We start from the raw sequence: 12,632 nt of genomic DNA, 5'->3' as shown, positions 1-12,632 counted from the left end.
GCGCCTGAAAGCCGCCCCTCGGCATGCCGGGCAGGGCGGATTCTTCACAGGATCTAAAGGACTTGGAATTGAAAGCAAACAACAAGAAGCGCTTGGCTCTGCTCGCGCTGAGCGCCCTGACGGCGGCCGCAATCACAGCATGCGGAGGCGGCGGCAACGGCGGCTTCGCCCTGCCCGTCGCGACCAGCTCGCCGACCACCACCACGCAGACCGACTCCACCACCGTGACCGGCGTGGCGGCAACGGGTTCTCCGATCGCCAGCAGCGCCGTGGAACTCAAGTGCGCTTCGGGCGCGACGGGCTCCGCGACGACTGACGCCAACGGCGTCTGGACGGCAACGTTCAAGAGCACCGACTACCCATGCGTCGCACGCGTGCAATTCGTGCAGGTCAACAACGTCTACACATCGCTCTACGCGAACGCCCTGCCCACCACGACGACGACCTGGATTCATTCCGTGGTGGCGGCACCCGGCACGGCGAACATCACGCCGCTCACCGACCTGATCGTGGGCATCCTCGGCAACCAGGATCCCGCAACCTGGTTCGCGGCTGTGACCAACGGCACCCTCAGCGGCGCGATCACGTCGAGCGCCCTGGCCGACGCACTGGCCAAGCTCAAGACGACGCTTTCCACGCTCCCGGGCAAGCCGTCCCTGCCTGATGGCTTCAATCCGCTGACGTCGGCGTTCAGCGCAAAGAAGGGCGACGCGGGCGACGACATCCTCGAAAGCTACAGCGCCGCGCTGCAGGCCTCCGGCCTCACGCAAGCGCAGGCCGCCGCGCATGCGGCCGCCGGAGAAGACCTGACGCAGGAGTCCTATGTGGCGACGGCGTTCACCACGCCGAACCTCACGGCATTCCGCGTCGGTGCGGCGAAGACCCTGGCAGGCCAATACGCAGTGGCCATCCCGGACCCGAACCGCGGCGCGACATGGGCCACCGGCGGACTCGACTCGAACGGCAATCTCACCAGCGTGGAACTGGGCCCGTACGTCGGCGTCGTGAGCAAGGATCAGAACCGGGCCGTCGAGCTGTGCTCGTGGACCGGCGGCGCACAACGCAGCCAGTACGTCTTCGTGGCCGAAGACCTGGTTCCGGTGACCGATCCGACCGAGCTGCAGGGCCAGTACTTCATCGAGTACGAGAACTGCACTGCCACGGGCACCTCCATGTTCCTGTTGGACGGCTCCTTCGTGTTCACGCCCACCAGCGGACCCAGCGATGCGCCCGACATGAACATCGCGCAAGCCTTCACCGAAGCGGGTCTCGAAAAGCAGGAGACGGGTGGGCTTGCCGTGCGGCGCGCCAAGGCGTTCAAGTACACGGTGGATGGATTCACCAAGTACGTGTACGTCATGGTGAACACCCGCAAGGACTCCACCACGCCGGAACTCAATGGTGATACCGACTATGTCCTGATGGGCATCTCGCAGATGCCGAGCTGACCGTCGGCCTTGTGCATCCGCGCTACTCGGCGCGGATGCCGGCCTGCTTGACGACGCGACTCCAGCGGGCCACTTCTTCCTTCACGAGCGCGTCGACCTGCGGGCCGGTCCTGAAGTCGCCTTCGAGCCCCAGCGCTTCGATCCGCGGCTTCACGTCGGACCTGGCCAACACTTCGGCCACGTCGTCCGACAGCTTCTTGAGGATCGCATCGGGCACCTTCGCCGGCGCCAGCATCGCGAGCCACGTACCCACGTCGAACCCAGCCAGGCCGGCCGCATCGGCAATCGGAGGCGCCTGCGGCAGCAAAGACGAGGGACGCGCGGTCGTCACGCCCAGCGCCACCAGCTTGCCCGCCTTGATGTAAGGCAGCGCAAGCGAAGTCGACATCGGCATCATGTTGACGCGCCCGCTCAGCAGGTCGCTGGTTGCGTCAGGCTGCCCTTTGTACGGCACATGCGCCAGCTCCACCTTCGCGGACTGCGCAAGAAGCTCGCCCGTGAGATGCGACGACGTGCCGATGCCCGAACTCGCATACGTCATCGGTTCCTTGCTGCTGCGCGCAAGCTCGATGAACTCCTTCATGCTCTTGGCCGGCACGCTCGGGTGGACCACGATGACGTTCGGGATCACACCGAAACCCGCCACGCCGCGGAAGTCCCTGACGGGATCCCACGTGATGCCCTTCTGCAGCGAAGGCGCGACTGCATGGCTCGGAGACACCATGAGCAGTGTGTAGCCATCGGGCGGTGCTTTCGCCACCACGCCGGTGCCCAGCGCGCCGCCGGCGCCGGGCTTGTTCTCGACGATCACCGGCTGGCCGTACTTCGACGACAGCCCCTGTCCGACGATGCGCGCGACGCCGTCGACGACGCCGCCCGCCGGGAACGGAACGATGATGCGGATCGGCTTGTCGGGGTAGGTGCCCTGCGCACCAGCGGGCCCTGCAGCGGCAAGGCAAGCGATGCTACCGAGCGCGGCGAGAAGAGGTCGGAACGATGTCATGAAGTCTCCATTCATTGGTGTCGGATCGGGTGGCCCGCTAGCGAATGCGCATGGCCTCTTCCAGCTCGCGCACCGCATCCTTGAGCAGCGGCACGACCACGCGGACCAGCTTGTCTTCCGCTGCGCGGTGCGAGTAGAGCGAGCAGTTCATCGCGAGCGCGGGGTCTCCGGGTCGGTGTCCGATGGGCAGGGCGACTGCATGGATCTCCTTGCGCCATTCGCCCAGCGCCATGCAGTAGCCCTCGCTCGCGAAGAGCTTGCGGTTGTGTTCGAAGGCCTCGCGGTGCGCATCGAACTGCCCGGGGTCGTGGACCTTGAGGTAGTTGACGATCGCGGTGCATTCCGCCGGCGGCGACGCGAGGATCAGCGCCCGGCCGATCGAACTCGCCAGCAGCGGCCGCGTCGTCCCGATGTCTGGCAGATGCGAATTGGCCCTGTCGGCGCGCACGGAGTCGACGTACACCACGCTCGCGCGATCGCGGACGCCGAGGTTCACGGTGCATCCGGTCTTGCGCGCGAGCGTTTCCATCATCGGCTTGGCAAGTTGCCGCACCTGCATGCTCGCAAGCAGCGGATGGCCCAGGGAGAGCACGCCGGGGCCAAGGCGGTACTTCTGCAGCGCCATGTCGCGCGACAGGTAGCCCAGCAGGGTCAGCGTGTAGGTCAGCCTCGACACCGTGGCCTTGGGCAGACCGGTGCGGTCGGAGATGTCGCGATTCCCGAGCACGGGCGTGTCGGCCGTGAAGGCGCGCAGCACCTCCATGCCTCTTGCGAGGTTCATGGAGAACTGCCTGTCATCCGCAAGGTCGTGCGGATCGACGAGGCCGGGAAGTGCGATGGCGCTCATGCTGCGTGGTGCGGTGTTGCGTGACTTCATGTTCCGTTCTCCACACTGTTCCCGTCAACGAAATCGGCTCGCAGTTTCGCGTATCGAAACAGTGGTTGTAGTGCTGATCCGCATCTGCCACAAACCATGCCTCGAGCAACAAGCAAGCTGCCAAGGAACAACCCGTGCCGACGACTCACAAGCCCCAAGGTGCGCTGCATGGCGTACGCATCCTCGACATGGCCACGGTCCTCGCCGCGCCGCTCGGCGCCACCTTGTGCGCGGACCACGGCGCCGATGTCGTCAAGCTGGAACTGCCGGACGGCAGCGACGCGCTTCGCGGCCTTCAGCCGGTGAAGGACGGCGTGCCACTGTGGTGGAAGGTCGCCAACCGCGGCAAGCAGGGCATCACGCTGGACGTTCGCACGCCCAAGGGGCGCGAGCTCCTCCTGTCGATGCTTCCGGAATTCGATGTGCTGGTGGAGAACTTCCGCACCGGCACGATGGCCCGGTGGGGCCTGGACACCGAGACGCTGCATCGCGCCAATCCGCGCCTGATCGTCATCCGCCTCACGGGATTCGGGCAGACGGGCCCGTACAGGGAGCGCCCCGGCTTCGCGCGGATCTTCGAAGCCATGAGCGGCTTCACCAACCTCACGGGCGAAGCCGGCGGCCCGCCCCTGCACAGCAACTATCCGATCGGCGACTACATCGCGGGCCTCTTCTGCGCTTTCGCCATCGCGATGGAGGTCGCGCGGCTGCGAGGCGACCCCGATGCGCCCGGCACCGAAGTGGACCTCGCGGCCACCGAAGCGCTCTTCAGGCTGCTCGACCCACTGCCGGTGGAGCACGAGCAGATGGACTACGTGCGCGGGCCGTCGGGCAATCGCGCGAGCTACACCGCGCCGTCCAACATGTACCGCAGCCGCGACGGCGTGTGGCTGTCGCTGGTGGCGTCGTCGAATGCCATCTTCGCGCGCACCTGCGATGTGGTCGGTCTTTCCGGCTGGGCCACCGATCCGCGCTTTGCCACCAATCCCGCGCGTGTGCAGAACCTCGATGAACTCGATGGCGCACTGGGCCGCTGGTTCGCCGCGCACGACTACGCCGACATCGCAGGCAAGCTCGAAGCGGGCGGCATCCCGTTCAGCAAGGTCTATTCGATCGAGGACATCCGCAGCGATCCGCACTTTGCCGAGCGCGGCGCGATCGTGCGCATGGCCGATCCGGAGCTGGGCTCCGTGCCCGGGCCGTGCATCGTGCCGCGCGTCGTGGGGCACGAGCCTGCCATCCCCCGCACCGGGCCCTCGCCCGGCGAACACAACGAAACCGTCTATGCCCGCTTCGGCATCGGCCCCCAGGAACTCGCGCGCCTGCGCGAGCAGAAAGTCATCTAGCCCAGGAGACCCGCTCATGAAATCCATCCAACCACCCGTACGCCTTTTCGGAGACCACTTTCTTCGCCAACTGAACAGCGAGGAACGGGCCGTCGTCGACCGCGTCAGAGGCCTCGCTGCCGAAGTCCTGGGCCCGTCGGCCGCGGATGTGGCAAAGACCGACACCTTCGCGTGGGACACCTTCCGCCTGCTCGCACGCGAGGGCATCGTCGGCACCGCGTTCCCGCGCGAGTACGGCGGCAGCGATGCGCGGCAGGCTCTGCGCATCCGCATCATCGAAGAGCTTGGACGGGTGTGCAGCACGTCCGCGTCGCTCATCACCGGCACCGATCTCTCCAGCCGCGCCATCGTCGCTGGCGCGTCCGCCGAGATGAAAGACAAACTGCTGCCGCGCCTTTGCACCGGCGAGCTGCAGGCGGCCTTCGCACTCACGGAGCCCGATGCAGGCTCGGACGTGCGCGGCCTGCAGACGCGCATCCGGCGCGAAGGCGGCCGGTACGTGGTCAACGGACGCAAGAAGTTCATCACGCGCGGAACGACCTCGGACTGGTTCGTCACGGTCGGCCGCGCCGAGGAAGATCCTTCGGTCTTCATCGCCGTGCTGGTGCCGCGTAAAGCCGCCGACTTCACCATCAGCCCCGAAGTCGGCAAGCTGGGCTGGCACGGCGTGCCGATCTCGTCGCTCGAATTCCGCGACGTCGAGGTGCCGCACGGCCACCTGCTCGGGGCCGAGGGCGAAGGTTTCAACCTTGCGCAGGACGCGCTGCTCCGCGCCCGCATCGGGCATGCCGCCATGGCGCTGGGCCGCGCCATCGGCGCGATCGAGATCGCAGCCACCTACATGTCGGATCGAAAGCTGTTCGGCAAGGCACTCGGCGAGCACCAGGGGCCGCAGTGGATGCTGGCGGAGATGGTGACGAAGATCGAAGCGACCCGCGCACTGGTCGCGCTCGCCGCGGAGAAGTACGACGCCAGGGATGCGGACGTGGCGATCTTCGCGTCGATGGCGAAACTCCAGGCGACCGACCTGTGCATGGCGGTCGTGACCGACGCGCTCCAGCTGACCGGCGGGCGCGGCTACCTGCAGGACTTTCCGCTCGAACGCTTCTTCCGCGACGCCAAGCTCAACCAGATTGGAGAGGGATCGAGCGAGGTCCACAAGACCGTGATCGGCCGCGACGTCATGCGTCGCGCACGCACCGCCGACCGCAACCCCTGCTTGCGTCCGGGCTCGCTGGTCGAGTATTGAACGGCGCAAGCGCTGCCATCACAGGTCGATGCTTCGCGCCAAAGTCGTGGAAGGCGTTTCACCGAAGCAGCGCTTGTACCGCTGTGCGAAACGGCCCAACTCGAAGAAGCCAAGCGTCGTCGCAATCCCGGTGACGGTGGTCCCGTCTCGCGCACGTGTCAGCATCTGACGCGCGACCTCGAGGCGTCTTCGCAAGAGGAATTCCTGCGGGGAGTAGCCGCGTGACTGCCTGAAGCTCATTTGCAGCGAACGCACGCCAACGCCGACCGCCGCCGCCATCTCCTCGACGCCGATCGCCTCACCCAGGTTGGCGTCGATCCACTCCTCGGCCCGTCGTACACGCAGGAAGCCGATGCTTTCGTTGCGGCCAACGGAGCCTGGTGCGACTTCGGCAAGGCATTCGGTGAACAGGCCCAGAAGCTCGCGCTCGGCGTGCTCGCGCGCACTCGCTGCATCGAGCAGGGCAGGTTCAGGCGCATCGAGTGCGGCAACCATCCTGCAAGTGAACGCGCGAAGGGATTGCAGGGCAGGCGATTTCGGCAGCACGTCGAGCCAGTCGCGATAGGGAGACAGTCGACGAAAGCGCTGTTCCATCGCCGAACGCACGAAGTGGCCATCGAGGCTCACGAGCAGGAACCTGGCGGGTCCGAGATTCGCGCGCAGATCCATGCCCGGGCTGTGAACCACGACGTTGTCCGAATTCGAGACGGAGGGGTTCCGGAGCGTGAGGTGCTCCATCGCTCCGAAGTCATGCAGAAAGAAGCGGAATCGATCGGAGAGCGGTCCCTGGGCCCTCAGGTCCACGACGCAGTCGTGCTGGATGTAGGAGAACGTGACCCGGTCGCCCGCCAGATGGTTCCAGCGGAGGCCGTAGCTACCTTCCTTGATGGAGGTCCTGTTTCGCTCCCAGATCCGGCAGGCAAATTGTTCGCCTGCGGCTACATCGCCCGTAGAGAAAACACGATGACGTGACAACGGCTCCATGGACCAATCCCCCCCCGGATGGATCACGGCCATGCTAGCCGCAGGGCACGACGAAGACCAGCGGATTTCCACTTTCGTTTTCTGCATAGCCGCGCACTCTCGGTTGGGGAAGATTCGACGGCTTCAGAACTCTGAATGGTGAGGAGGCAAACCATGGCGACCCTTTCGGTCCGGCTTTTCTTGTCCGCATTCATGCGGTCCCTTACTGGCTTCAACCCGTTTCGCATTGCCCATCGCGTGCTCGCGCTGTGCCTGCTCGCAGTCGCCGCCGCGCCCGTCTGGGCGGCCGGGGATGAAGGGAGACCGAACATCCTCGTGATCTTCGGCGATGACATCGGCATGTGGAACGTCGGCGCCTATACCCACGGGATGATGGGCAGGACGCCCAACATCGACCGCATCGCAGCAGAAGGCATGCTGTTCACCGATCACTACGGGCAACCCAGTTGCACCGCGGGACGCGCCGCGTTCCTCATGGGCCAACTGCCGGTGCGCACGGGGATGACGACCGTGGGCATTCCCGGATCGGCGCGAGGTGTCCAGAAGTCCGATCCCACGCTGGCCGAAGTGCTGAAGACGCGGGGCTACGCCACGGCGCAGTTCGGCAAGAACCACCTGGGCGACAGGAACGAGTTCCTGCCCACGGTCCACGGCTTCGACGAGTGGTACGGCAACCTCTACCACCTCAATGCCGAAGAGGAACCGGAGGAGCTGGACTACCCGGGTCAGAAGAACCCGGAATACAAGAAGAAGTACGGCCCTCGCGGCGTCCTGCATAGCTGGGCGACCGACAAGGACGATGCGACGACCGACCCGAAGTTCGGCCGCATCGGAAAGCAGAAGATCGAAGACACCGGCCCCCTGACGCGCAAGCGCATGGAGACCATCGACGCGGAGGTGACCGACGAGACCCTGAAGTGGCTCGACAAGAATGGCAAGGGCGACAAGCCGTTCTTCGTCTGGTTCAACACAACTGCGATCCACATCTGGTCTCACCCGCAGAACAAGTATGTGCAGCAGGCGGTGGATGAAGGTCGCGCCGAGGAAGACATCGTGCGGGCGCGCATGATCGAACACGATGAACAGGTCGGCCTTCTGCTCAAGAAGCTGGACGACCTCGGCATCGCGAAGAACACCATCGTGATCTACACCACGGACAACGGCAACGAGCTGATGTACTGGCCCGACGGCGGCTATGCGCCCTTCCGCGGCGAGAAGGGCACGACATGGGAGGGCGGCGTGCGCGTGCCGATGATCGTGAAATGGCCGGGCAGGATCCAGCCGGGCAGCACCTCCAACGGCGTCCAGAGTCACGAGGATCTCTACGTCACGCTCGCAGCGGCGTGCGGGCTACCCAATCTCAAGGATGACCTGCTCAAAGGCGTGAAGCTGGGCGCCGGCACCTACAAGGTCCACCTCGACGGATACGACAACCTGCCGCTCTGGACAGGCCAGACCCAGAAGTCCGCCCGACGCGAATTCTTCTACTACGACGAAACCGACCTGATGGCCGTGCGGGTGGACGGGTGGAAGATGCATATCGGCGTCAAGCCCCACGGAACGTGGTTCGACGAGAAGAAGTACCCGAGTGTTCCGTACGTGGTCAACCTGCTCATGGACCCCATGGAGAAGATGACGCCGGACTCGGAGGAATGGGGCTACATCGGCCGCAAGTTCCTTGCACAGAAGCTCTGGGCACCGACGGCCGCCGGCCCCTTCCTCGCTGCCCATCTGAAGAGCCTGCAGGACTTCCCGCCCAGCCAGGGTGCCGACACCTTGAGCATGAAGAAGGCCGTCGAATCGGCCATGCAGAAGTTGGACAACCCGCGCGGCTCGTCCAACTAGGCAAGGGGGACTCCGTGGCGGGCCGCACAGGCACGTCACGGAGATGAAATACGAGGCTGATAGCGTCGCGGGCTTCGTCAATCTCACAACCCCTTACACATTGTGAAGACCGCACGCTCGACCCGAATTCACTCAATCCTTGTTTCTTCGATCCTGGCGGCCAGCCTTGGCGCATGTGGTGGCGGTGGCGGAAATACCGGCGCCGTCGTCGGTGGCACCGGCACCACCAACACGACTGGCACCAGCAGCGGCGGCGCGGTCGACGGAAAGCCCGTGCTCTCGTTTACCGATCCCCAGAGCACCTACGACCTGAACAACTACACGCAGACAGCCAGCTACGCGCTGCAGTACGCGACCAGCGGCACGAACCTGCTGAATGCCGAAGCATCGGGCGTGACCTACGACAAGGACACCGATTCGTTGTTCGTCGTCGGCGACGGCGGCACATCGGTCGTGCAGATTGCCAAAAGCGACGGTCATGTTCTCGATTCCATGACGCTCAACGCCGGGGACTTCGTGGACACCGAAGGCATCACCTATGTCGGTGGCGGCAAGTTCGTCCTGGTGGAAGAGCGCCTGCGTCAGGTGGACCTGTTCACCTATGTCCCCGGTGGAACCCTTCGCAGGGCAGACGTGCAGTCCGTCAAGCTGGGCGCGACAGTCGGCAATGTCGGCATCGAGGGCATCACCTTCGACACCCGGACGGCAGGCTATATCGCCGTGCGCCAGTCGCAGCCGACCAACATCTTCCAGGCGGCGATCGATTTCGCGGGCGGTACGGCGACGGCGTCGGACGGCACGCCCATCCTGTCGACGACCGACAACCCGCCGGTGCTGTTCGATGCGGCCAAGACGGGCCTCTCCGCATTCAACGACGTGTTCTCGTTCTCGAACATCGTGCCGAGCAGCGCGCCGGACTACGACAACGTCATCATCATCGGCGCGCCGGACGGAAAGATCGTCAAGACCGATCGCACCGGCAAGCTGCTGAGCAGCCTCTACATGAGTGCGACCGCCCAGAACGAGGGCGTGACGATGGGCCCGGACGGCACCATCTATGCCGTCGGCGAGCAGGCTGCCGGCCCGAGCCTGCCGGGGCTGACCATCTTCAAGCCGACCACGAGCAAATCGAACGTCGGCATCGGCAGCAACCTCTACCTGACGTTCAATCAATCGGTGAAGGCGGGCTCCGGCAACCTCGTTCTCAGCAATGGCGCCGGCGATACGCGTGCCATTCCGGTGAGCGACAACTCGCAGGTGAGCTTCAGCGGCAGCGTCATGAAGATCCATCCGAAGTTCTTCATGGTGGCCAACACCAGCTACAGCATCACGTACCAAGCAGGCGCGATCAAGACCGCAGCAGGCAGCGACACCGCTGCAGTCGGCGACGCATCGACGCTCTCGTTCACGACGATCGGTACGGTGGACCAGACTGCTCCGACGTTGACCAGCACTGCGCCCGTCGACGGCGCGACCGGCATCACCGGCAGTCACGTCACGCTGACGTTCAGCGAGATCGTGCAGGCGGGTGCCGGCAACATCGTCATCAGCAATGGCTCGGATACGCGCAACGTCTCGATCGACGATACGACCCAAGTCAAGTTCAACGGCGGCCGGGTGAGCATCACGCTGACGACGCCCTTGCAGGCCAACTCCCGCTACACCGTGCAGGTGGCCAGCGGCGTGATCACCGACCTGTATGGCAACGCCTTCGCCGGCACGACGAAGAGCTTCACCACCGCAGCCGCTGGTTCGCCGGCACCGACCGTTCTGGTCACGGAAGTGAACTCGAACGCCGACGGTGGCCAGGACTTCTTCGAGCTCTACAACTACGGCAGTGCCGCCATCGATCTGACCGGCTGGAAGTGGGGCGACAACCATGCCGACGTCAACGATGCCAACAACAGCGCCGCATTCGTGGCCGGCACGATCCTCGCGCCGGGCGCACGGCTGGTCGTCGTTCCGGGTGTGCCGGGAACGGACGAGAACGTGTTCCGCACGACCTGGGGTCTTGCAGGCACGGTGCCGGTCGTTGCGATGCTGAACGTCAACAACGACCCGGCCAATCCGATCGGCCTGGGCAAGGGCGATGCCGTGATCGTCTATGACGCCAACGGGAATGTCGTGGCCGCGATGAACTACGGCACCCCGATCAACGCGACGCAGGGCGACGGAACGCTGAAGGCGATCCCGACGGCCACAGGCGCGGATGCCACCCTCGTGGCGGCCGGAAACCATGCAGGTGCCATCTTCGTCGGCGGCAACGCGAAGGTGTCCGCGGTGTGGGACACCGTTTCGACTGCCACGCCGAACTATGTCGAAGCGGCAGTGGGCACGAATGGCGGCATCTCCCAGCCGTCCAAACCCGCGTCGATCGGCTCTCCCGGACAGTGAGACGACGCGCCAGGCGCTTGAGCTAGCGAGTGGCGCGGCTCAGCGTCTGGTGCGGCAGTTCGTCGAAGCGCTCCCTGTAGCAGGCGGCGAAGCGGCCCGGGTGCGCGAATCCGTATTCGAGCGCCGTCTGCGTGACGTTGGCGTCGGGTTGCAGCAGGAGCCGTGAGCGCACGGCGTCCAGCCTGAGATTGCGGAGCAAGGTCATCGGCGCCACACCGTGGAAGCGGCGACACAGCACATTCAGCGTCCGTTCGCTCACCGACGCCGCTCGCGCCAGATCACTCAACGAAATCGGCGCGAACATGCGCGACTGCATGTACTCGAGCGCGCGTTCCATGCATTGCGCGCCATGGGAGAGCGCCAGCGGCTCGGAGGCAACTCGCGTGGTGTCCTCGCGCACGTTCTCGGCCGACATCCATGCATACGAGGGATCTGGCTGATGGCTCGAAAGAAAGAGCGCCGAGCTGCGCTCGAAGTGCTCGACCCACGCGGAACTGAAGACCGCATCGCTCGGTGCAGCCAGCATGCCCAGTAACGCCTGGCTGAGCGCAACCCATTGGGGCGTCAGCGAACGGGACACCATGAAGCCCGATCCGACAGGAATGTCGCCCTCACCGCGCTCCGGCGCGGGCCCGAGCAATTCGTAGGGCACCTTGACCACCATGCGCTCCGCGCCCTGCAGGCAATGCAGGCGAAGGCGCTTGCGAGGCGCGATGACGGCCGCGCGGCCTTCGGCCACATGGAGGTCGCGTCCATCGACCTCGATGCCGGTGCCGCCACGTAGCGACATATGCACCAGCGCGAAGCCGTCGAAGGTGTCCGAATCGACCGTGACTTCCGCGCCGTAGCGCAGCACGAACAGCTCCAGATGCTTGAGCTTGCCCTTGAACAGTGCGGTGTCGGCCAGGCCCCGGCCCCATTTCATCGAATGATCGACCAGCTCTTCGCCCAGGAAATCGAAGGCGCGGGCCCGTTCAGCCGATCGAAAGATGCAGTTCTCATAGAGCGGCTTCACATCCGGTCCGCACGCGGACCGCGAAGTGGGAGTGGGGCGTTCTGGCATGAGGGTAGAAGCCGCGAGAGCGGCAGCACCGGGTGACACGCCAGATTGTCCGCCCGCGGATCGCCGGCCTGGGATCGGTGTTTACCCACGCGCAGCAATGAAAGCCCTGACCTCCGGATACACCTTCTCGCGCCACCGGCGGCCGCTGAAGATGCCGTAGTGCCCCGCGCCCTTCACCTCGAGATGACGCTGTTCCTCCGAGACGATGCCGGTGCACAGGTCGTGCGCGGCGCGCGTCTGGCCGGCCCCCGAGATGTCGTCCAGCTCGCCTTCGATGGTGAGCAGCCCGGTCGAGCGGATGTCCTGCGGGCGGACCAGCTCCTGAACGCCCTCGGGACTCTTCACCTCCCAGGTGCCGTTGACCAGGTCGAACTCCTGGAACACCGTGCGGATGGTCTCCAGGTAGTAGTCCGCATCCATGTC

The 12,632-nt window shown here is 65.2% G+C and carries 9 protein-coding genes and 1 pseudogene; 5 read left to right on the top strand and 5 right to left on the bottom strand.

Annotated elements, in window-relative coordinates; translation table 11 throughout:
* The first annotated feature begins 62 nt into the window (after positions 1-62).
* Positions 63-1,448, top strand: a complete 1,386-nt coding sequence (locus tag FHW64_RS32165; RefSeq protein WP_221210581.1) for a hypothetical protein — start codon at positions 63-65, stop codon at positions 1,446-1,448.
* A 22-nt stretch (positions 1,449-1,470) separates the two neighbouring features.
* Here FHW64_RS32165 and FHW64_RS32160 read toward each other — a convergent pair whose 3' ends face one another.
* Both FHW64_RS32160 and FHW64_RS32155 read right to left on the bottom strand, forming a co-directional pair.
* Positions 1,471-2,451, bottom strand: coding sequence for a tripartite tricarboxylate transporter substrate binding protein (locus FHW64_RS32160; RefSeq protein ID WP_184533182.1), 981 nt, complete (start codon positions 2,449-2,451; stop codon positions 1,471-1,473).
* A 37-nt stretch (positions 2,452-2,488) separates the two neighbouring features.
* Positions 2,489-3,298, bottom strand: a complete 810-nt coding sequence (locus FHW64_RS32155) for an IclR family transcriptional regulator (RefSeq protein WP_184533351.1) — start codon at positions 3,296-3,298, stop codon at positions 2,489-2,491.
* 164 nt (positions 3,299-3,462) lie between these two features.
* On the opposite strand from FHW64_RS32155, the gene FHW64_RS32150 reads away from it, so the two are divergent.
* Both FHW64_RS32150 and FHW64_RS32145 read left to right on the top strand, forming a co-directional pair.
* Complete coding sequence (locus FHW64_RS32150; RefSeq protein WP_311733426.1) at positions 3,463-4,674, top strand: CoA transferase; 1,212 nt, start codon at positions 3,463-3,465, stop codon at positions 4,672-4,674.
* Between the two features lie 16 nt (positions 4,675-4,690).
* Positions 4,691-5,923, top strand: a complete 1,233-nt coding sequence (locus tag FHW64_RS32145; RefSeq protein WP_184533180.1) for an acyl-CoA dehydrogenase family protein — start codon at positions 4,691-4,693, stop codon at positions 5,921-5,923.
* An 18-nt stretch (positions 5,924-5,941) separates the two neighbouring features.
* Here FHW64_RS32145 and FHW64_RS32140 read toward each other — a convergent pair whose 3' ends face one another.
* The gene (locus tag FHW64_RS32140; RefSeq protein WP_184533178.1) at positions 5,942-6,907 is read right to left on the bottom strand and encodes a helix-turn-helix domain-containing protein; all 966 of its coding nucleotides are present in this window, start codon (positions 6,905-6,907) and stop codon (positions 5,942-5,944) included.
* Positions 6,908-7,060: 153 nt separating this feature from the next.
* Between FHW64_RS32140 and FHW64_RS32135 the strand changes: the two genes are divergently transcribed.
* Complete coding sequence (locus FHW64_RS32135; RefSeq protein WP_260306533.1) at positions 7,061-8,752, top strand: arylsulfatase; 1,692 nt, start codon at positions 7,061-7,063, stop codon at positions 8,750-8,752.
* 102 nt (positions 8,753-8,854) lie between these two features.
* The gene (locus FHW64_RS32130) at positions 8,855-11,146 is read left to right on the top strand and encodes an SdiA-regulated domain-containing protein (protein ID WP_184533176.1); all 2,292 of its coding nucleotides are present in this window, start codon (positions 8,855-8,857) and stop codon (positions 11,144-11,146) included.
* 22 nt (positions 11,147-11,168) lie between these two features.
* On the opposite strand, the gene FHW64_RS32125 is transcribed toward FHW64_RS32130, so the two are convergent.
* Both FHW64_RS32125 and FHW64_RS32120 read right to left on the bottom strand, forming a co-directional pair.
* Positions 11,169-12,161, bottom strand: a complete 993-nt coding sequence (locus tag FHW64_RS32125) for an AraC family transcriptional regulator (RefSeq protein ID WP_184533174.1) — start codon at positions 12,159-12,161, stop codon at positions 11,169-11,171.
* A 129-nt stretch (positions 12,162-12,290) separates the two neighbouring features.
* A pseudogene (locus FHW64_RS32120) lies at positions 12,291-12,632 on the bottom strand (polyhydroxyalkanoate depolymerase); the annotation flags it as partial.

Origin of the sequence: Variovorax sp. Sphag1AA (genome assembly GCF_014192575.1) — a bacterium.
Taxonomy (GTDB): domain Bacteria; phylum Pseudomonadota; class Gammaproteobacteria; order Burkholderiales; family Burkholderiaceae_C; genus Variovorax.
This window is presented reverse-complemented; position numbering and strand designations above follow the sequence as displayed.

What these genes read in the sequence shown, in the direction of transcription:
- FHW64_RS32160 (WP_184533182.1), bottom strand. Translation starts at nt 2,451, where the DNA reads ATGACATCGTTCCGACCTCTTCTCGCCGCGCTCGGTAGCATCGCTTGC.
- FHW64_RS32155 (WP_184533351.1), bottom strand. Translation starts at nt 3,298, where the DNA reads ATGAGCGCCATCGCACTTCCCGGCCTCGTCGATCCGCACGACCTTGCG.
- FHW64_RS32145 (WP_184533180.1), top strand. Translation starts at nt 4,691, where the DNA reads ATGAAATCCATCCAACCACCCGTACGCCTTTTCGGAGACCACTTTCTT.
- FHW64_RS32140 (WP_184533178.1), bottom strand. Translation starts at nt 6,907, where the DNA reads ATGGAGCCGTTGTCACGTCATCGTGTTTTCTCTACGGGCGATGTAGCC.
- FHW64_RS32135 (WP_260306533.1), top strand. Translation starts at nt 7,061, where the DNA reads ATGGCGACCCTTTCGGTCCGGCTTTTCTTGTCCGCATTCATGCGGTCC.